Origin of the sequence: Streptomyces sp. NPDC016459 (assembly GCF_040632845.1) — a bacterium.
Lineage (GTDB): Bacteria > Actinomycetota > Actinomycetes > Streptomycetales > Streptomycetaceae > Streptomyces.
This window is the reverse complement of record NZ_JBEYCR010000002.1, coordinates 450,978-470,051: the sequence shown is the minus strand read 5'-3', so window position 1 is coordinate 470,051 and position 19,074 is coordinate 450,978. Positions and strand designations below refer to the sequence as shown.

Genomic DNA, 19,074 nt, shown 5'->3' with positions numbered 1-19,074 from the left:
CTGTGAGGTCGGGGTGCGACGGAACCGGTGTCGCTGCGGAATGGGACCGGGTTCAGGCCACCATGCGCGGGCCGAACCACGGCCCGCCGCTTCTCCCGTACGTGTCCCGCACGGTCGTCCTGGTGCAAGGGGCCTCCCGGGTGGCGGTCTCCGTGCCGCTCACTTCACCAGGGATATGCCCTCGATCAGGCCTCGCCATGCCACGGCATATGACGACGTGTTCATGAACACGAGGTGATCGGTGACGACCGGGTCCGGGGCGCTCCGAAGGCGCCCGGCCTCAGGTCCCGTAACGCCGGTGCCGGGCGGCGTAGTCACGCAGCGCCCGCAGGAAGTCGACCTTGCGGAAGGCCGGCCAGTGCACCTCGCAGAAGTAGTACTCCGAATGGGCGCTCTGCCACAGCATGAAGCCGGAGAGACGCTGCTCGCCGCTGGTGCGGATCACCAGGTCCGGATCGGGCTGACCCCGCGTGTACAGGTGCTCCGAGATGTGCTCGACGTCCACGATCTCGGCGAGCTCCTCGAAGCTCGTCCCCCGCTCCGCGTGCTCCAGGAGCAGCGAACGGACCGCGTCCGCGATCTCCTGCCGGCCGCCGTAGCCCACCGCCACGTTCACGAGTATCCCCGTGTTGCCGTGGGTGGACTGCTCGGCCTCCTTCAGGACGGACTGCGTCCGGGAGGGCAGCAGGTCCATCGTGCCGACGTGGTTGACCCGCCAGCGGCCGTCGGCGGCCAGCGCCCGCACGGCGTTCTCGATGATGCCGAGCAGCGGTACGAGCTGCTCCTCGGGCCGGTTCAGGTTGTCCGTGGAGAGCATCCAGAGCGTGACGACCTCGACGTCGGTCTCGGCGCACCAGCCGAGCAGCTCCTGGATCTTGTCCGCGCCGGCCTTGTGCCCCTGCTCGGGGGTCCCGCCGGACGCCTTGGCCCAGCGGCGGTTCCCGTCGAGGATGACCCCGATGTGCTTGGGGACCTGATCATGGTCGAGGCGGCCTTCCACCCGGCGTGCGTAGAGCCCGTACACCAGGTCGCGCAGGTTCACCGTTCTTTACCCCTCCGTGCAGCGGCGGTCCGCCCTGCAACGGCGGTCCGCAAGCCGCCACAGTACTGCGCACGGGCGACAGGCTCCCAGTCCGGGACTGTCACAAGTCCGTGATAAGCAGAGATACGTGACTGATTCCCCCCTGTACCGCGCCTCCGCGGACCGCTACGACGCCATGGAGTACCGCCGTTCGGGCCGCAGTGGCCTCAAGCTCCCGGCCGTCTCGCTCGGCCTCTGGCACAACTTCGGCGACGACCGCGCGCTCGACACCCAGCGGGCGATCCTGCGCCGCGCCTTCGACCTCGGCGTCACCCACTTCGACCTGGCGAACAACTACGGGCCGCCGCCCGGCTCCGCCGAGCTGAACTTCGGCAAGCTCTTCGCCCAGGACTTCGCGCCGTACCGGGACGAGCTGATCATCTCCACGAAGGCCGGCTACGAGATGCACCCCGGCCCGTACGGCGAGTGGGGCTCCCGCAAGTACCTGCTGTCCTCGCTCGACGCCTCCCTGAAGCGGATGGGCCTGGAGTACGTCGACATCTTCTACTCGCACCGCTTCGACCCGCACACCCCCCTGGAGGAGACGATGGGGGCCCTCGCCTCCGCCGTCCACCAGGGCAAGGCGCTGTACGTCGGTGTCTCCTCCTACACCAGCGAGCAGACCGCCGAGGCCGCGCGGATCCTGCGGGAGATGGGCGTCCCCGCGCTCATCCACCAGCCCTCGTACTCCATGATCAACCGCTGGACCGAGGAGGACGGCCTCCTCGACACCCTGGAGGAGGCCGGCATGGGCTGCATCTCCTTCGTTCCGCTGGCGCAGGGGCTGCTCACCAACAAGTACCTGAAGGGCATCCCGGAGGGCTCGCGGGCCACCCAGGGCAAGTCCCTCGACCCGAACCTGCTCTCCGACGAGGTGCTGCGGCGCCTGCACGGGCTCGCGGACATCGCGGCGCGGCGCGGGCAGTCCCTGGCGCAGCTGGCGCTCTCGTGGGTCCTGCGCGACGAGCGGATGACCTCGGCGCTGATCGGCGCGTCGAGCGTCGCCCAGCTGGAGGAGAACGTGGCCGCGCTCGCGGGTGCGCCGCTGTCCGACGAGGAGCTGGTGGAGATCGACTCGTTCGCCGTGGACACCCGGGGGACGAACATCTGGGCCGGTCGGGGCTGAGTCACCCGACGGGACGGAGAAAGAAAAAACGGGCCGGTCCGTGGGGGGGATACGGACCGGCCCGAGGGGGGGTTTCCACCATAACCCTTCGATAGTCGTGTTGCGCGCCACGTACGCCGTACGAACCTCCCGGAATTCGTCGGATCCCAGTCGGCACAAGGGCTGTGGGCCCCGTGGCGGGTTTGCGCCCCGGCGTGGCGGCGGACTTCCGTCCCTCCCACGAGGGACCGGCGGGACGGGGTCGCGTTGACGCGGAGAGACCCCGGGCCGGTGCTCTCAGGGAAGCGCGGTGAAGGCCCCGAGGAGCAGGCCCAGGAGACCTCCCGCGAGCATGAAGGGCCCGAAGGGGATCGCCGATGAGCGGCCGGCCCGCCGCAGCAGGACGAGCCCGAGGCCGTACACCGCGCCGAGCAGGAAGCCCGCGAAGGCACCGGCGAAGAGGACACCCCAGCCGTACCAGCCGAGCGCGGCGCCCAGCGGCAGTGCCAGCTTGACGTCCCCGAAGCCGAGACCGCTCGGGTTGATCAGGAAGAGCACCAGATAGGCACCGCCGAGGACGAGCGCGCCGAGCAGGGCGTGGAGCCAGGAGCCCGCGTCGTACGGGAGCAGCTCGGCGGCACCGAGGAGCACCGGGACGGCGGCGGCGAGCGGCAGGGTCACCCCGTCCGGGAGCCGGTGCACGCGCGCGTCGACGCTGGCGAGGAGCACGGCGAAGGGCGCGCCGAGCAGCCAGACCAGCAGCTCGGGCCGGGGCCCGCCGGTCGCCGCGGCGAGCGCGGCGCAGGCCAGGGCGGTGAGCAGCGGCGCGGTGAGCGGGGCGGCTGTCGTCGCGCAGTCCCGCCGGCCGGGCCCGCCGAGCCACCCGCGCGCGGGCCCCACGAGCACGTGCCCGGCGGGACAGCGGTCCCGCCACGGCTCGTCGGACGCCACGGCGAGCCGGTACGCGGCCCGCGGCACGAGCAGGCCGACGACGGCGCCCCAGAGGGCGGCGAGGGCGATCAGCGTGACGTACACGGAGAAGACCCTAGGGTCGCGGGGCGGCTACGGTCTGGCGCATGGGGAAATGGCGGGACGGGCGGGGGACGCTGACGGCGTCGGGTGTGGCGGTACCGCTGGAGGTCGCGGCCTCGTACCGGGCGCGGCGGCGGGGGCTGCTCGGGCGGGACGGGATCGCGGGGGCGCTGCTCATCGTCCGGACGAACAGCGTGCACACCTTCGGCATGCGGTTCCCTATCGACGTGGCCTACCTCGACCGCTCGTTCAGGGTCCTGTCCGTGGTCACGATGCGGCCGGGCCGCCTCGGCATGGTCAGACCGCGCGGCCGCCACGTCCTGGAGGCGGAGGCGGGGGCGATGGCGGGGTGGGGGCTTGGGCCGGGGGGGCGGGTCTCCGTCCACCTCACGGCGGACCCGAACCGAGCAGGGTGAAGGCCCCGTACACGGCGGAGGCCGGCGCGAGCCCGGCGAGGACCGGAACGACGGTACGGGCCCTGGCCCGCGCCAGGGCGACGGCGGGCGGGAGCAGCAGCCCGAAGGCAGGCATCATGAGCCGGGGCCTTGAACCGAAGTACGCGGCGCCGACGAGCGAGACGAACACGACCCCGATCGTGTAGACGAGGAGCGGCAACGGCTGACGCTGCCGTATGCACAGCGCGACGAGCCCGCCGAGCAGGGCGAGCGCCGCGCAGAGCCCGAGGGCGGCGGGCCACGGCAGGCCGATGATGAACCGGGCGAGGGCGACACCGCCGTCGATGGAGTTGCCCCAGGCGGCCTGAACCTCGAAGTAGGCGGTGGGACTGCCCTGTCGGACACCGACGTACACGATGTAGCCGACCCAGCCGAGGGGGGCGATGAGAACCCCGGCCACCGTCCGCAGGGGCAGCCGGCGGTTCCTTACGAGCATGAGGAAGGCCGTGACCCCGAGGGCGGCGATCAGCGCGGCGGCCGTCGGCCGGGAGAGCCCGGCGGCCGTGCACAGGACGCCGGCCAGGATCCAGCGGCCGCGCAGGACCGCGTACAGGGACCAGGCGGCGAGGGCGGTGAACAGCGTCTCCGTGTACGCCATCGACTGGACGAACGCGGTCGGGTACACACCCCAGAGGACGGCGAGCACGACACCGGCACGGGTCCCGAAGGCGTGCGCGCCGCACCGGTACACGCCCCAGGCGGCGAGGAGCCCGGCGGTCCAGGAGACCAGCAGGCCGGCGGTGGCCGCGTCCACGGGGAGGACGGTGGAGAGGCCGCGCTCCAGGGCCGGGAGGAGCGGGAAGAAGGCGAGGTCGGAGTGGACGTCGCCGTTCGGCAGCGTGGTCTCGTACCCGTAACCGTGCTCGGCGATCCGCACGTACCAGACGGAGTCCCAGCGCCCTTTGAGCCGGTGGAGCCCGTCCTCGCCGGTCGCGGCGGCGGCGACGGCGAGGACGAGGAGGCCGATGAGACGGGTGGCGAGGTACCCGCCGGCGGCGAGGACTATGGGGTGGGTGGGACGGATGGGGCTACTGGGACGGAACTCGGACATGCGTCCGATTGTCCCGAGGCGGGAAAAGGGTCAGCCGAGGGGCCTTATACGGCCGAACCTCGCGGCCATGACGGGACCGAGCTGGCGGACAATGGCGTGGCCGGGTTCCTGCGGAGAGGGCAGGTCGTTGAGGAACGACGTCACGATGACCTCGTCGACACCGAGGACACCCCGACAGCTCTGCTCCTCCAGGAAGGCGAGGATGCGACGCCAGTCGGCGGCGCCGGGGGCCTCGCCGAGGAAAGAACGGACGGTGCTCTGCACCACGTCCCAGAAGAACACGTGCGGCAGCACGCCGCCCTGATGGAGGACGTGATTGTCGTACACGTCCCGGAACTCGGGGATCCGGCTGACGAGATCACAGACCAACTGCACACCCGGTGTCTGGCCCGGCACCCCGCCCGGCATCCCGCTCGACGTCGTCGTCATCCGTCCAGAGTGCTCCCGCCCAGCCCAACTGTCCCCCCGTCTTTGCATTTTCCTGGCGACCGTTTTCGGGAGGTTTTCCACAGGGGATGCGAAGTGTCGCTCTTCCGTGGATCGTTGAGCGTATGTGCGAGCCGGCAATCCTCGCCAGGGGCGGGCCGACCGGCGTTCGACAGCGTGATTGCTACCTTGTTTGCCACTCTTGCCCCATGGACACTCTCCCGGAGTACAGCTCGGACGAGGGCCCCGCCCAGAAGGCAAGCGTCTCCATGCCGGCCGGGCGGATCGCGGCCGTGAAGGCACGCGTCGGGTCGCGTGGCTTCTCGGCATACATCAGCGCGGCCGTAGAGCGGCAGATACAGCGTGACCTGCTGGACGAACTGGTGCAGGCGAGTGAGCGGGAGACCGGTCCGATTCCTCAGGCCATGCAGGATCGCCCCATCGAGGCGATCATGGCGGCCGAAGCTCTCGCCGTGACAGAGGCCGACGCCGAGAGCAGCCAGGGAGACGGGACGTGGCCCGGTCGAACGGCCAGTTGAGCCACGGAATCCTGCTGCTCGACAGTGAGGGCCTGTCGAAGGCTGTGAACGCCGACCCTCAGGTCACTGCCTTCATCAAGGCGGCCCAAGCCAAGGACCTCCTCGTGGCGGTGAGCGACCTGACACTCATCGAGGCGTGGCACGCGAGGATCCCGATGGCCCGCTTCCGCTGGTACGTGTCACGGCTCGAAGTACTAGCGGTCAGCGAGGCGCTGACCTGGAGCGCGATCGACCTGTTGCGCAACGCGAACCTGCACGGCCACAAGTACGCCACTGATGCCGTGGTTGCCGCCACGGCCTTGAGCTATCACGGCCCCCGGATCATTCTCACGTCGGATGTCGACGACATGGTCAAGCTCTGCGGAGACAGAGCGCACATCGAGGGCGTCCGAGGCGAGACATAAACCGGGCCGGTCCGCGAGGGAATCGTGGACCGGCCCGACGGCTGTGCGCGGCGTCAGTTCGTGGTGCGGGGGAAGGAGATCTCGACACGCCGGTTCTTCTTCCGGCCCTCCTCGGAGCCGTTGTCGGCGATCGGGTAGTCCTCGCTGTAGCCCCGGATGTCGAAGTTCGTGCCGGGGTCGAGACTCCGGGCGAGGACCTGCTGCACGGCGAGGGCACGCTGCTTGGAGAGCTTGAGCCCGTGCTCGTACGTCCCGAGATTGTCGGTGAACCCGAAGACCCGGACGCGCCCGGAACCGAGCCTGTTGACCTCGGCGCCGATGGCTGCGATACGGGAGGTGGCGGCGGGACTCAACTTGGCGCTGTCCTTCGGGAACAGCACCTCGGCCTGCAGCGCGAACGTCACGTCCACGTTGGTGTCCTGCCGCCGCTGCTGCCCGCCCTCCTCCTCGACGATCTGCTTGATGTCGAGCACCTTGGCGGCCGCGAGGGTGGCACCGTCGGGAAGCATGAGCCCGGCCGCGGTGGGGTCGATCGCGGGGGGCGGTTCTGCGCTGGCGGCGGACCCGGGGGGATCGTCGGCGTGGGCGGTGGGCATGGTGAGGGGCCCCAGCGCGATGGAGACGATGGCGAGTGCGGCGAGGCGGCGGTAGGTCGTCGTCATGGCGTCGCCTCAGGAGAGTTTGAGTGTGGCGGGTTCGAAGGTGGGGAGCTGGAAGGAGACTTCGGTGGTGGAGGTGGGCGGGGCGGGGAATTGCATGAAGACGGCGGCAGTCTCCCCTGCGGGAAGGATGCTCAGGCCCGTGGTTGTGATCGGCCGACCGTCCGTATCCCTCAGCACGTAGTACCGCTTCTTGGCGACCGAATCCACGAGAGTGGCACCGCCCAAGGAGTTGCCGTGCTTGATCACCTCGGTTTCATTTCCCCTCACTTGACCCGAGAGCACTGCAGACCCCGAGCTGGTGTTCTTCAACGTCCCCTTCACTGTCAGGAAGCCGCCGTCGTCGCGCGTAGCCTGCGTGATGGCTAGCTCAAGCCCCTCTTGCCCCCTGAGGACAGCCAGTGTCTGCGCGGGATCCTCGCCTCCGGGCGACCGCTCTGCGGTGGACTCACTCGGCACAGGAGCAGTAGCCGTTGGCGCGGACTTATCCGACCCGGACTTCTCGTCGGCACCGCAGCCGGCCATGAGGAGTGCAACCGACGCAACGGCGACGACGGCCACCGCCCCCCGGCGATTCCATGCGTACCGCACGTTCATGTACCGCTCTTCCTTTGGTCGTCGGAGGTCATTCGGACAGTCGAATGGTGAACAGTTCGCTGGCGCTCGGGAGTCTGGCATCGTCAGGGTCGATTTCCCACGGTTCACCACCGCAGGACAGTCCGAGAATCGGACCGGGTTCCTCTTCGGGCTCATCTGACGGTGAAGGAGATGGTGGTGAGGTCGACGGCTCTGACGTGGGCTCTTGCTCTACGAATATGCAACGAGGCTCGATGACCGCCTCGGCGGACGCCATGGCGGGATTCGACTCTCCGCCCGTCGTACGCACCGTCACTCTGAATCCGTTGTCACCCGAGGACAGTGGCTCGCAACCCGGACCCGCCAACGCTGCGCTGTTGCGGGACGCGAAGTCCGCCGCGCTGTCGCAAGCTAAGAGGCCCACGTACGCCTCTCCATCCAGAAATCCGGCCCACTGGTCAGGAGTGAGGATCACTTCGAGCCACCCGTCGCGTAGCTGCTCCCTCGCATCTTGTGCCGCAGCCAGAGCCGCCGCGTCCGCCGCAGTCTGAGCGCTGTTTCGCGTGAAAGCAGCTTGCCCGACGGCGAAATAGGCGAAGGCAAGGAAGAGCAGTCCGGCCACGACCGCGACGTAGATGGGGAACGCCTGCCCCTCATCGCGCCTCACACATTGGCCTACCTCGTCAGATCGGCAATCTTCCGCGTGATTGCGTCCTTGATCGAGTTGCCGATATCCGTCCCCGTGATCGCCACCACAATCGCCACCACCACCACAATGATCCCCAGATACTCCACCGCCGTCTGCCCGCGGTCCCTCGGCCTCGGGTCGGGGGTCAGTACGATCTTGGCCTTGGTCAGGGCCTTCAGCATCGCGTCGTTCATCGTGGTCCCCTCCGCGTTCGGACGTCGGCGCTTGGGTCATCGGGTGGGCCTGGTGCCCTGCCGGGAGGCTATGGCCTCGGTGGGTGCGTGGGGGGCGCTTCGGCCGCTGTCGCGGCTCGTCGTGCTCGTGTGCGTCACTCCTCCACCTCCCTCACACTCAGTCCGCACTGTGGCACATCCTGTTGCGCGCGCGAAGGCCTTTCCCCCGAATTTGTCATCCCGCACGCTCACTCGCCCGTCACCGACCCGAAGTCCGTGCCCGTGCCCAGGAACAGGCCCGCGCCGAGCAGGATCATCGTCGCCGGGACCATCAGCGTCGTGATCACCATCGTGGCCTTCGGGACGGCCTTCGCGGCCTTGCGGCGGGCGTTCTGGGCGTCGGTGCGGCGCATGTCGTTGGCGATCTGGATCAGCGTGTCGACGATGGGCGCGCCGAGTTCCTCACCCTGCTGGAGGGCGGTGACGAACTGGGCGACCTGTTCGGAGTCGTTGCGGCGGCGCAGTTCGTCGAAGGCCTGGCGGCGGCTGACGCCCATGTCCATCTGGCGCAGGGTGATGCGGAGCTCGTCGGACCAGGGGCCCTCGTACTTCTCGGCGACGCGTTCGAGGGCCTGGCGGAAGCCGAGGCCGGCCGAGACGACGACGGCGAGGACGTCCAGGAAGTCCGGCAGCGTGCGTTCGATCTGGTCCTTGCGGATGCGGACCGCCGACCAGATGCCGACCTCCGTCCAGAACGCGCCGAAGGCGAACAGGAGCAGCGCGACCAGGAACGACCCCTTCGACAGCATCAGCAGGCCGCCGAGGACGCCCAGGAAGCCGTAGACCGCCCGCCGCGCCCCGTACCGGTCGATGGTGAGGCCCCCGGGGTTTCCCGCGAGGTCGATGCGGCGGCGGACGGCGTTGACCCGTTTGGGGCCCATCAGCCGGAGCACCGCCGGGGACCAGCGCATGCCCAGACGGTCGACCGCCGAGTCGACGGCTCCGGTACGGGTCGCGCCGACCTCCAGGGCTAGCTTGAGGTCGTCGGGGAGCTTGGCGTCCGCGCGGTAGAGGCGGACGCCGTACGCCATCCCGGCTACGGCGAGCCCTGCGACGAGGGCGAGGAGGAGGTCCACGGTGGCAGTCCGTCCCTACACGTCGATCTTGGAGAAGCGGCGGATGGCGACGAAGCCGACCACGTACAGGGCGAAGGCGGCGACGACGGCGAACTGTCCGACGCCCGAGCTGGTCATCCGGTCGAGGGCGCCGGGCTGCATGTTGTCGATGAGCAGCAGCGAGCCGACGCCGATGACGGGCACGGAGTACGCGGTCATGCTCACCTGGGAGAGCTGGGTGCGGACCTCGCGCCGGGTCTCCTTGCGTTCCTCCAGGGTCTCGGTGAGGTTCCGCAGGGAGGAGACGACGGTTCCGCCGGCCCGGTTGGCGAGGACGAGGGTGGTGACGAGGACGACGAGTTCGCGGGAGGGCAGGCGTTCGGCGAGTTCGCCGAGTGCGTCGTCGAGGGAGGTGCCGACGGCCAGTTGCTGGGCCACCTTCTCCAGTTCGACTCCGGCGGGGGCCTCCAGTTCGTCGGCGGCCAGGCTGAGGGCCATCCGGAGGGCGAGCCCGGCCTGGGTGGCGTTGGCCAGGATGCGGGACAGCTCGGGGAGTTGGTTGATGAACTTCTCGATGCGTTTCTGGCGCTGCCAGCTGAGGAAGCCCATCGCCACCCACACGCCGAGGAGTCCGCAGATCGGTCCGAAGAACGGGGACAGCGCGGCCTGGCCGACGACCCACAGGACGGCCACGGTCGCGGCGAGGCCGACGGTGAACTCGCCGGGGGTGACGTCGAGACCTGTGGCCGCGATCCGCAGTTCCAGTCTGCGACCGAGGGCGGTCCGCCGGACACGCCGGTCGACGGCCCGGAAGCGGCGTCTGCGGCGGCCGGTGGTGTCGGGGGTGCCGGACTCGTCGAGGCGGGCGACCAGCTCCGCGTGTCGGCGGGCGCCGCTGGCGTACACCTGGACGCCGATGATGCCGAGGACGCAGGCGAGCAGTGTCACGCCCGTGGTCAGCCAGAAGGGGTCGGTCATCGCTCCGTCTCCCGGGTGGCGAGCTGGCCGCCGGTCATCGTCACTCCGCCTCTCGGGTGGCCAGGTGGGCGTCGGTCGCCGCCACACCGAAGGCCTGCGGGATCGGCTGACCGGCCAGGTAGAGGCGTTCGGCGACCCGTCGGGGCAGGGGGTGGTACGTGAACTGCCCGTACACCCTTCCGTCGGCGGCGAGCGGCTGGGCGTGGAAGCGGCACACCGTCGCGAGCAGGAAGCGTTCGCGCCCGTGGGAGGCGAGGACGGCGATCTCAGTGATTCGGCGGGTGCCGTCGGGGTGCCGGGTGAGCTGGACGAGGACGTCGACGGCGCTGTTGATCTGGTCGCGCAGCGCCTCGAACGGCACCTTCACCTCGGACATCGAGGCGAGGGTCTGGAGGCGCATGAGGGCGTCCTCGGCGGAGTTGGCGTGGACGGTGGCGAGGGAGCCGTCGTGGCCGGTGGACATCGCCTGGAGCATGTCGAGGGTCTCCCCGCCGCGTACCTCTCCGACGATGATCCGGTCGGGACGCATGCGCAGGGAGTTGCGGACGAGGTCGCGGATGGAAATGGCTCCGCGGCCCTCGATATTGGGCGGGCGCGCCTCCAGACGGATCACGTGGGACTGCTGGAGCTGGAGTTCCGCCGAGTCCTCGATGGTGATGATCCGCTCGCCGTCCGGGACGAGACCGGAGAGGGCGTTGAGGAGGGTCGTCTTCCCGGTGCCGGTGGCGCCGGAGACGATCAGGTTGAACTTCGCCTGGACGAGCCCCGACAGCAGGAGCAACATCTGCTCGTCGAGGGAGCCGAGGCCGAGCATCTCGTGCAGCGTGTACGCGCGGGGGAAGCGGCGGATGGTGAGGGTGGCGCCGGTGAGGGAGAGCGGCGGGATGATGACGTTGACGCGCTCGCCGGAGGGGAGCCGGGCGTCGACCATGGGGTTCGACTCGTCGACGCGCCGGTTGACCGTGGACACGATCCGCTCGATGGTCTGCATCAGCTGGTCGTGGGAGGCGAAGCGGAGCGGCAGCAGTTCGACGCGGCCGTTTCGCTCGATGAAGATCTGGTCGGGGCCGTTGACCATGATCTCGGTGATGGAGGCGTCTTCGAGGAGCGGTTCGAGTACGCCGAGCCCGAGGGCCTCGTCGACGACACGGCGGATCAGCTGGGCGCGTTCGGCGGTGGAGAGGACCGGGCCCTCGCGACTGATGATGTGCCCGAGGACGCGCTCCAGACGGGCCCGGCGCTCGGCCGCCGCCAGCGCGGACATCTCGGTGAGGTCGATCTCCTCCAGGAGCTTGGCGCGGAAGGAGGCGACGAGGTGGCCGTCCTCCCGGGCGGCCGCGCTCCCGCCGTGCTCCTCGGGGGCGTTGATGCGGGAACGCAGGCTCACGGCCCCTCCTCCTGGTCCAGTGGCATCGGCATGGTGGCGGTCTTCGTCACGGGGTCGAAGTCCCAGAAGGGGACGACCGAGGGGACGCGTACGGTGACGGTGGCGACGGCCGCGCCCCCTTCGCGGGCGATGACGACGTCGGTGGCCCACTCGGCGGCGGCGAAGCCGGCCGACCGGGCGTCGGGCGCGTTCCCGTCCTCGTCCTCGTCCATGCTCGCGGCCCTCGCCGCCGCGCGGGCCCCCGAGCCCGCCTGCTGGGCGGCGTACGCGGCGACGCCGAGCTGCAGACCCGCGAGGCCGACGAGGAGCAGGATCGGGAGGAACCCGAGGTACTCGATGGCGGCCTGGCCCCGGTCACGCGGCCTCGTGCGCGGTTGTCCGCTCATGGTGTCGGGACCTCCGAGATCGCGCCCGCCTTGCCCTTGACGTCGAAGAGGCCGCCCACGCCGGGGACGAGGACGGGGACCCGGATCGTCACCACCGCGGTCACCATGCCGCCGCCCTCGGAGCAGACCGGGTCGGCGCCGCTCCTCCATGGCCCGTCCAGGTGCCGCATCGCGGCCTCGCCGCAGTCGTCGCCGACCGCAGCTGCCCGCGCCGCCTCGTCCGCCGCGTTCCCCGCCAGGGTGTACGTGTAGCCGACCAGGACGATCTGCCAGAGCAGGACGAGGGTGAGCAGGATGATCGGCACCATGCCGAGGAACTCGACGGCCACCTGCCCCCTGTCGTCCGTGCGCGCGTCCCGGTAGCCACGCATCCCTCAGCGTCCTCCGGTACGGCGCCGCAGCCCGAGCGAGCCCCGGTCACCGGCGCGGGCGAGCTGCTTGCCGGGCTTGCCCGGTTTCCCGGGCTTCCCGGGGCCCGCGGCCGCCGGGGCCCCGACCAGGCCCAGCTCGCCCGCGAGGGTCCACAGCGCCTGCTTGACCGTCGACTTGGCGTCGAGTTCGTGGAGCCGGCCGGCGTCGACGACGGCCTGGAGTTCCTTGAAGTGGGCGGGGACGGCGACGCCCGCGATCCGGGTGCCGGTGATCTTCTGGACGAGGGGTGGCTGGATCTCGCTCGTGCGGTGGTGGCGGTTGACCACGGTGACGGTCTCCTCGGCCTTGCGGACCTGGAGCCGTTCCCACATGCGTACGGTCCGTTTGGCGGCCCGGACGGCGACGACGTCGGGGGTGGCGACGAGCAGGGCGGTGTCGGCCATCTCGATGACGGCGGCACCGGCGCCGGTGAGCTGGGAGCCGCAGTCGACGACGACGACCTCGTGCCGGCCGCGCAGGGCGCTGACGACCTGACGGGCGGCGCGGTCGGTGACCTCTTCGCCGCGTTCGCCCTCCGCGGGGGCGAGGAGCAGCGAGAGGCCGGTCTCGTGGACGTACACGGCGTCCTGGAGGACCCGCGGCGAGATGTCGGTGATGGCGGCGAGGTCGGCGACGGAGCGCCGGAACTGGACGTCGAGGTAGGAGGCGATGTCGCCGCTCTGGAGGTCCATGTCGACGAGGGCGACGGTACGGCCGGAGGCACGGGCCGCGAGGGCGAGGTGGACGGCGGTGACGGTGGTGCCGACGCCGCCCTTGGCGCCGCTGACGGTGACGACGGTGCCGCCGGGGCCGGTGACCTGCTCGGCTCCGGCGCCGAGGTGGCGGCGGACGCCGGCGGACCACTGGGCGGCGGCCTGGACGCGGCTGGCGAGCTCCTCGTATCCGAGGGGGAGGGTGACGAGGCCTCGGGCGCCGGAGTCCATGGCGGCGGAGAAGAGGACGGGGCTGGCGTCGGCGGTGATGAGGACGACGCCGACGGCGGGGAAGCGGAGGGCGACCTCGCGGACGAGTTCGAGCGCGGGGACGGGGCCGATCCGCTCGTGGACGAGGACGACCTCGGGGAGTTCGTCGAGGGAGGCGGCGGCGAGGCGGGCGAGGGTGTCGAGGAGCTGGGTGGAGTCGGTGACCGGCGGGGCGGGTTCGGCGTCGGGGAGCTGGCCGATCAGGGTGGTGACCGACCGGGCCGCGTCGGGGTCCCCGACGGCCGGCAGGATCCTGGTGGTCATACCGGCCTCACTTGTCCTTGTCGAGCGTGTAGGTGCGGTCGCGCTGGTCGGCCGGGGCGCCGCCGGTGGTGGGGGCGACGAGGGCGAGGCGTACGTGCTCGGCGAAGGACTCGGCGTACGCCACGCGCTGGGTGTCGAGGGTGGAGAGGGCGAAGCTGATCGGGACGGCCTGCGAGGTGCGGCCGGAGCGGTCGGTGCTGTCGCTGATGGCGGTGAGCTTGCCGACGGAGAGCACACGGGCGCCGGCGACGATCATCCGTGACTGGGAGGGGGCGTCCTTCTTCTCGCCGGCGAAGGTGGCGTAGATGTTGACGGTGGCGCCGGCGTTGATCTTCCCGGCGACGCCGGTCGCCGCGTCGACCATGATCGCGATCTCCTGCTGGCCCGGCTGGAGTTCGGGCTGCTCGACGATCATGTCGGTCTGGAGGAGCGAGCCGGCCTTGAGCTTGGTGACGGCGATCCTGCCCTCGATCTGGCGGAGGTCGGTGACGGCGGTGTCGGAGAGCCAGCGCTCCGGCATGGAGATCTTCTCGAACTGGGCCGCCCTCAGCGGGGTGTAGGGGGCCACGCCGCTCTTGACCCGGTACGCGGTGGTCTCCGGGCCGACCTTGGAGTTCACGTCGCTGATGACGGCGAGGACACCGGCGAAGGCCCCGAGGGCGCACAGGACGGACAGCAGCAGCAGGATGACGCCGCGGCGCTGGCGGGAGTTCATGGCCGTACTACCTCGATCGGAGACGTGGGTCCGGGCGGACGGGGGTGGTGGGCGGGGCCGGCGGATGGGCGGCCGTACGGGGACGTCGCGCCGGTGCGGTTCACGGCAGGGCGCGGGGGGCGTGTGAAGCGGGCCGCGGGGTGCCGGGCCCGAGGACGCCGGGCCCGAGGGCGCCGGGGGCGTGCGGACCGGACCCCAGGACCCGGGTCGCCTGGCCGCCGACGCCCAGGGCGGCGGAGTTCTGCGCGCCGTAACCCTGCCCGTCACGACCCTGCCCACCGGAACCCTGCGCGCCAGGGCCCAGGGCCCGGACATCGTGGCCGCCCTCCCCCACCGCGCGGCTCCCCGCCTCCGGCGCCGCGCCCACCGTCAGCGGCGCCGCGCAGAAGCCGCAGCGGTCGCCGATGAGGTCCATCGCGCACCAGTGGCAGGTCTCGCGCCGTACGGAGGAGACGAGCTGGTAGAGGACGGACAGGTCGGGGAGGTACGCGGCGAACTCGACGAGTTTGGCGGTGCCCCACCAGCCGGGTGAGGTCTCGGGCAGCGGCGCCTCCTGGGTCGCGCCCTGGATCCGCCAGCGGGGCACGAGGGTGGTGGTGGGCCAGTCGGTCTGGAGCTGGCCGCGGGCGAGGAGGAGCTCGGTGGTGAACTCGGGTCCGGCGAGGGGCTTCTCGCCGGTGCCGACGCGCGTGATCTGCGGGGTCGGTCCGGCGAGTACGGCGAAGTGGGCGCCGGGCAGCCAGCTCTTGAGGTGGGAGCCGAGGCTGACGGGGACGCGGTCGAGCCGGGAGACGGAGCCGAGGACGGCGCCCGCGTAGATGTAGTGGGCGAGCAGCCGGGCGGCGGAGGCGAGGACGCCGGGGCTGAAGTCGCAGCCCGCCAACTGTCGCAGCTGGCGCACGAGTACGGCCGCGCCGAGGGGCGGCAGGTCGGTGCGGACCAGGGCGATCCGGTCGCTTTCGAGCAGGGCGCGGACGGCGAGCAGCCGGCGCTCGACGGCGGCCGGGGCGGAGGTGGGGCAGACGACGACCACGTGTCCGTACCGGGCGAGGAGCTGCTGCATGTCGGCGAGGGACGCGTCGAGCGGCTGCGTCCCGGGGGCCGGGAGGACAGCCGCGTGCGGGGTTCCGGGGTCGGTCGGCGGCAGCACCAGGTCGGCGCTGGTGACCGCGATCGCTGTCGCCACGTCGGACCCCCCGTCTCCTCCGGCCTCCGGGCTCACGGGGGCCGTGGATCACTTACCGCGTTCACGGCGTCACCGCAGGGTGCTGCCGTGTCTGCACCTTATCCGCGTCCCCCGGGGTGGTGAACACACAATCCGCCAAGCCGCACCCATTTCTTTGGCCTCCCACCCCCCGCGAACAGCCTCTGCTGCATGAGGCCTTGACAATGCGATTGGTCTGGACCAACTTGTTCCGACAACGGAGGCCGCCGTCCGCACCCGCCTCCCGACGTCCCGCACTCCCCGTACGCGTACGACACCGCCACATCTCCAACTCCCCCACCGGAGGATGCACGTGGACCGCACCACCACCCGCCCGCTCGGACGCCGCTGGCTCGGCGGAGCCCTCGCGCTCGCCGTGGGCTCCGGGCTCGTCCTCGTCGGCGGCGCCGGCACCGCGCAGGCGGCCGACGTCAACGTCGCCAAGAACTCCGGGTTCGAGAGCGGCCTCACCAACTGGGCCTGTTCCGGCGGGAGCGGCGCCGCCGTCTCCTCCCCGGTCCGCACCGGCGCCGGCGCGCTCAGGGCCACCCCGGCCGGGCACGACAACGCCAAGTGCGTGCAGACCGTGGCCGTGAAGCCCAACTCGACGTACACGCTGAGCGCCTGGGTCCAGGGCGGTTACGCCTACCTCGGCGCGAGCGGCACGGGGACCGGCAGCGGCAGCGTCTCCACCTGGACGCCCGACAGCGCCGCCTGGAAGCAGCTGACCACGGCTTTCACCACCGGCGCGAGCACCACCTCGGTCGAGATCTACACCCACGGCTGGTACGGGACCTCCCCCTACCTCGTGGACGACGTCAGCGTCTTCGGTCCCGACGGGGGCGGCGGCCAGGACCCCGACCCGGTCGTCCCCGCCACCCCGGCCGGCCTCGCGGCGGGCACGGTCACCTCGAACTCCGTCGCCCTCAGCTGGGGCGCGGTCTCCGGCGCCACCGGCTACAAGGTGTACCGCAACGGCGCGAACCCGCAGGCCGTGACCGGTACGTCGACGACCGTCACCGGGCTCACCGCCGACACCGCGTACCAGTTCCAGGTCGCCGCGACGAACTCCGCCGGCGAGTCCGCGAAGTCCACCGCCGTGACGGCGCGGACCGCGAAGGTCACCGACCCGGGCCCCGGCCCCGCCGTACCCAAGCACGCCCTCACCGGCTACTGGCAGAACTTCAACAACGGCGCCACGGTCCAGAAGCTGCGGGACGTCCAGTCCCAGTACGACATCATCGCCGTCTCGTTCGCCGACTCGACGGCCACGCCCGGCCAGATCGTCTTCAACCTCGACCCGGCCGTCGGCTACGCCTCCGTCGCCGACTTCAAGGCCGACATCGCCGCCAAGAAGGCGGCCGGCAAGTCCGTCATCATCTCGGTCGGCGGCGAGAAGGGGAACGTCACGATCAACAGTGACGCCTCCGCGACCGCCTTCGCGAACAGCGCGTACACCCTGATGCAGGAGTACGGCTTCAACGGGATCGACATCGACCTCGAACACGGCATCAACTCCACCTACCTGACCAAGGCGCTGCGCCAGCTCTCCGCCAAGGCGGGCCCCACGATGGTCCTGACGATGGCCCCGCAGACCATCGACATGCAGAACACGGGAACGGAGTACTTCAAGACCGCGCTCGCCGTGAAGGACATCCTCACGGTGGTCAACATGCAGTACTACAACAGCGGTTCGATGCTGGGCTGCGACGGCAAGGTGTACAGCCAGGGCACGGTGGACTTCCTCACCGCGCTGGCCTGCATCCAGCTCCAGGGCGGTCTCGCCCCGTCCCAGGTCGGCCTGGGCGTCCCCGCCTCCACCCGGGGCGCGGGCAGCGGCTACGTCGACCCGCAGATCGTGAAGAACGCGCTGGACTGCCTGACCAGGGGCACCGGCTGCGGCACCTTCAAGCCCGCCCAGACCTGGCCGTCGCTGCGCGGCGCCATGACCTGGTCGACCAACTGGGACGCCACGGCCGGCAACGCCTGGTCGAACGCGGTGGGCCCGCACGTCCACAACCTGCCGTAACGACACGGCGGTAAGGCGGTACGGAAACGGTGGCGCCGGCGGTCTCCCCGTCGGCGCCACCCGCGTGTCCGCTAGGGCATGCAGTGGCTCAGTACGAGGTCGAGCTGGGCGATCCACTCCTTCACGAGGGTGGCGCGGCCGTTGACCTCGCACTCGTACGCCGAGCCGTCGTACAGCGTGACGACGACCCGGAGCCGGCGGCCCCTGCGGACGGCCTCGTACTCGACGGACCCGATCTCCGCCCAGGCGAACTCGGCCTCGTCGTCGAAGACCTCGAATCGGATCCCGTCGGCGTCGGCGACCACCCCGCAGTCTCCGTCGGCGGCCACGAGCGCCGGAGCCGGAGGGGGCGGCGACGCGGGCATGGTGGGCAGCGCGGTCAGCGGTGGCGCATCCCGTACGGGTGTCGGCACCGCATCCCGTACGGATACCGGGTCTGCGTCCCGTACGGATACCGGTGGCGCGTCCCGCACGGGCCCCGGCACCGCGTCCCGTACGGATACCGGTGGCGCGTCCCGTACGACGACCGTGGGCGTCCTCTCCCGCAGCGGTGCGCCCGTCAGGGTGTCCAGGATCGCGCCCGGTGTCGGGCGCTCCCCCGGGACCTTCGCGAGACACGCTCCCACCAGGTGGCGCAGCCCGGCCGGGACCGCCGTCAGGTCCGGGGCCTCGTGGACCGCCCGGTACATGAGGCCCATCGGCGTACCGTCGCCGAAGGGCCGTCCGCCCGCCGCTGCGACGAGCACGGCGCCCAGGGCGAAGACGTCGGCGGCGCCCGTCACCTCCTCGCCGAGGGCCTGTTCGGGGGCGAGGTAGCCGGGGGTGCCGAAGGCGGAGCCGGTGGCGGTGAGACGGGTCGACTCCACCGCGCGGGCGATGCCGAAGTCGAGGACGCGGGGCCCGTCGGGGGCCATGACGATGTTGCCGGGCTTGAGGTCGCGGTGGACGAGCCCGCAGGCGTGGATGGCCTCAAGGGCTTCGGCGAGCGCGGCCGCGAGCGAGCGCAGCCGCGCCTCGTCCATGGGGCCCTCGGTGGTGACGAGGGCCGAGAGGGTGGGGCCCGGGATGTAGGCGGTGGCGAGCCAGGGCGCCTCGGCGTCGGGGTCGGCGTCGACGACCTGGGCGGTGTGGAAGCCGCCGACCTGCCGGGCGGCGGAGACCTCGGCGCGGAAGCGCGCGCGGAAGGAGGGATCGGCGGCGAGTTCCGGCCGGGCGACCTTGACGGCGACGGCACGCCCGCCGCGCGATCGGGCCAGATAGACGGTGCCCATCCCGCCTTCGCCTAGTTTGTGCTCGATGACGTATCTGCCGATGTGAGTCCCCACGCGGGACAGTATGGCCGAACTCGATATCTTGACCGGTCCATGACATGGCCTCACCATGTGGCCGGAGACCCGCACCAGTTTGTCGCAC

General features: G+C 71.1%; 22 protein-coding genes. 5 read left to right on the top strand and 17 right to left on the bottom strand.

What is annotated here, in order from left to right; translation table 11 throughout:
- Positions 1 to 280: 280 nt before the first annotated feature.
- Positions 281 to 1,042 (bottom strand): isoprenyl transferase, encoded by a 762-nt coding sequence (locus ABZ567_RS07855; protein ID WP_360785763.1) that lies wholly within the window; start codon positions 1,040 to 1,042, stop codon positions 281 to 283.
- Positions 1,043 to 1,169: 127 nt separating this feature from the next.
- Between ABZ567_RS07855 and mgrA the strand changes: the two genes are divergently transcribed.
- A complete protein-coding gene (gene mgrA, locus ABZ567_RS07850) occupies positions 1,170 to 2,207 on the top strand; it encodes an L-glyceraldehyde 3-phosphate reductase (protein ID WP_360785761.1) in 1,038 nt (345 codons plus the stop codon).
- 276 nt (positions 2,208 to 2,483) lie between these two features.
- Here mgrA and ABZ567_RS07845 read toward each other — a convergent pair whose 3' ends face one another.
- Complete coding sequence (locus ABZ567_RS07845) at positions 2,484 to 3,221, bottom strand: A24 family peptidase (RefSeq protein WP_360785760.1); 738 nt, start codon at positions 3,219 to 3,221, stop codon at positions 2,484 to 2,486.
- A gap of 41 nt (positions 3,222 to 3,262) precedes the next feature.
- Between ABZ567_RS07845 and ABZ567_RS07840 the strand changes: the two genes are divergently transcribed.
- Complete coding sequence (locus tag ABZ567_RS07840) at positions 3,263 to 3,634, top strand: DUF192 domain-containing protein (RefSeq protein ID WP_360785758.1); 372 nt, start codon at positions 3,263 to 3,265, stop codon at positions 3,632 to 3,634.
- Here the strand turns inward: ABZ567_RS07840 and ABZ567_RS07835 are convergent.
- Positions 3,606 to 4,724 (bottom strand): glycosyltransferase family 39 protein, encoded by a 1,119-nt coding sequence (locus tag ABZ567_RS07835; protein WP_360785756.1) that lies wholly within the window; start codon positions 4,722 to 4,724, stop codon positions 3,606 to 3,608. The two genes, ABZ567_RS07840 and ABZ567_RS07835, sit on opposite strands and share 29 nt — an antisense overlap.
- A 30-nt stretch (positions 4,725 to 4,754) precedes the next feature.
- Complete coding sequence (locus ABZ567_RS07830; protein ID WP_360785755.1) at positions 4,755 to 5,153, bottom strand: hypothetical protein; 399 nt, start codon at positions 5,151 to 5,153, stop codon at positions 4,755 to 4,757.
- Between the two features lie 206 nt (positions 5,154 to 5,359).
- Between ABZ567_RS07830 and ABZ567_RS07825 the strand changes: the two genes are divergently transcribed.
- Together ABZ567_RS07825 and ABZ567_RS07820 are read left to right on the top strand one after the other, a co-directional pair.
- On the top strand, positions 5,360 to 5,689 hold the full coding sequence (locus ABZ567_RS07825; RefSeq protein WP_360785753.1) for a hypothetical protein: 330 nt from the start codon (positions 5,360 to 5,362) through the stop codon (positions 5,687 to 5,689).
- Positions 5,665 to 6,093, top strand: coding sequence for a DNA-binding protein (locus ABZ567_RS07820; protein ID WP_360785751.1), 429 nt, complete (start codon positions 5,665 to 5,667; stop codon positions 6,091 to 6,093). The genes ABZ567_RS07825 and ABZ567_RS07820 overlap by 25 nt, the downstream gene beginning before the upstream one ends.
- Positions 6,094 to 6,146: 53 nt before the next feature.
- On the opposite strand, the gene ABZ567_RS07815 is transcribed toward ABZ567_RS07820, so the two are convergent.
- The 12 genes from ABZ567_RS07815 to ABZ567_RS07760 all read right to left on the bottom strand — a co-directional run bounded on the left by ABZ567_RS07815 (position 6,147) and on the right by ABZ567_RS07760 (position 15,614).
- On the bottom strand, positions 6,147 to 6,755 hold the full coding sequence (locus ABZ567_RS07815; RefSeq protein WP_360785749.1) for an OmpA family protein: 609 nt from the start codon (positions 6,753 to 6,755) through the stop codon (positions 6,147 to 6,149).
- Between the two features lie 9 nt (positions 6,756 to 6,764).
- Positions 6,765 to 7,313: a hypothetical protein gene (locus ABZ567_RS07810; RefSeq protein WP_360785747.1), complete on the bottom strand. Its 549-nt coding sequence runs from the start codon at positions 7,311 to 7,313 to the stop codon at positions 6,765 to 6,767.
- Positions 7,314 to 7,377: 64 nt separating this feature from the next.
- Complete coding sequence (locus ABZ567_RS07805) at positions 7,378 to 7,995, bottom strand: pilus assembly protein TadG-related protein (RefSeq protein WP_360785746.1); 618 nt, start codon at positions 7,993 to 7,995, stop codon at positions 7,378 to 7,380.
- 8 nt (positions 7,996 to 8,003) lie between these two features.
- Positions 8,004 to 8,198: a Flp family type IVb pilin gene (locus ABZ567_RS07800; RefSeq protein ID WP_360786506.1), complete on the bottom strand. Its 195-nt coding sequence runs from the start codon at positions 8,196 to 8,198 to the stop codon at positions 8,004 to 8,006.
- 239 nt (positions 8,199 to 8,437) lie between these two features.
- Positions 8,438 to 9,325: a DUF5936 domain-containing protein gene (locus ABZ567_RS07795; protein WP_360785744.1), complete on the bottom strand. Its 888-nt coding sequence runs from the start codon at positions 9,323 to 9,325 to the stop codon at positions 8,438 to 8,440.
- Positions 9,326 to 9,340: 15 nt separating this feature from the next.
- A complete protein-coding gene (locus tag ABZ567_RS07790; RefSeq protein ID WP_360785742.1) occupies positions 9,341 to 10,282 on the bottom strand; it encodes a type II secretion system F family protein in 942 nt (313 codons plus the stop codon).
- 40 nt (positions 10,283 to 10,322) lie between these two features.
- The gene (locus ABZ567_RS07785) at positions 10,323 to 11,669 is read right to left on the bottom strand and encodes a CpaF family protein (RefSeq protein ID WP_360785740.1); all 1,347 of its coding nucleotides are present in this window, start codon (positions 11,667 to 11,669) and stop codon (positions 10,323 to 10,325) included.
- A complete protein-coding gene (locus ABZ567_RS07780) occupies positions 11,666 to 12,055 on the bottom strand; it encodes a TadE/TadG family type IV pilus assembly protein (RefSeq protein WP_360785738.1) in 390 nt (129 codons plus the stop codon). Before ABZ567_RS07780 ends, ABZ567_RS07785 begins: the two co-directional genes overlap by 4 nt.
- Positions 12,052 to 12,426 carry a TadE/TadG family type IV pilus assembly protein gene (locus ABZ567_RS07775; RefSeq protein WP_360785737.1) on the bottom strand — a complete coding sequence of 125 codons (375 nt, stop codon included), beginning with the start codon at positions 12,424 to 12,426 and terminating at the stop codon, positions 12,052 to 12,054. Before ABZ567_RS07775 ends, ABZ567_RS07780 begins: the two co-directional genes overlap by 4 nt.
- Positions 12,427 to 12,429: 3 nt before the next feature.
- Positions 12,430 to 13,713, bottom strand: a complete 1,284-nt coding sequence (locus tag ABZ567_RS07770) for a P-loop NTPase (RefSeq protein WP_360785735.1) — start codon at positions 13,711 to 13,713, stop codon at positions 12,430 to 12,432.
- 7 nt (positions 13,714 to 13,720) lie between these two features.
- A complete protein-coding gene (gene cpaB / locus ABZ567_RS07765) occupies positions 13,721 to 14,428 on the bottom strand; it encodes a Flp pilus assembly protein CpaB (protein ID WP_360785734.1) in 708 nt (235 codons plus the stop codon).
- Between the two features lie 100 nt (positions 14,429 to 14,528).
- Positions 14,529 to 15,614: a hypothetical protein gene (locus tag ABZ567_RS07760; protein WP_360785732.1), complete on the bottom strand. Its 1,086-nt coding sequence runs from the start codon at positions 15,612 to 15,614 to the stop codon at positions 14,529 to 14,531.
- Between the two features lie 325 nt (positions 15,615 to 15,939).
- On the opposite strand from ABZ567_RS07760, the gene ABZ567_RS07755 reads away from it, so the two are divergent.
- Positions 15,940 to 17,661, top strand: a complete 1,722-nt coding sequence (locus ABZ567_RS07755; protein WP_360785730.1) for a glycoside hydrolase family 18 protein — start codon at positions 15,940 to 15,942, stop codon at positions 17,659 to 17,661.
- Between the two features lie 71 nt (positions 17,662 to 17,732).
- Here the strand turns inward: ABZ567_RS07755 and ABZ567_RS07750 are convergent, their stop codons facing one another.
- On the bottom strand, positions 17,733 to 18,986 hold the full coding sequence (locus ABZ567_RS07750; RefSeq protein ID WP_360785729.1) for a serine/threonine-protein kinase: 1,254 nt from the start codon (positions 18,984 to 18,986) through the stop codon (positions 17,733 to 17,735).
- Between the last annotated feature and the right edge of the window lie 88 nt (positions 18,987 to 19,074).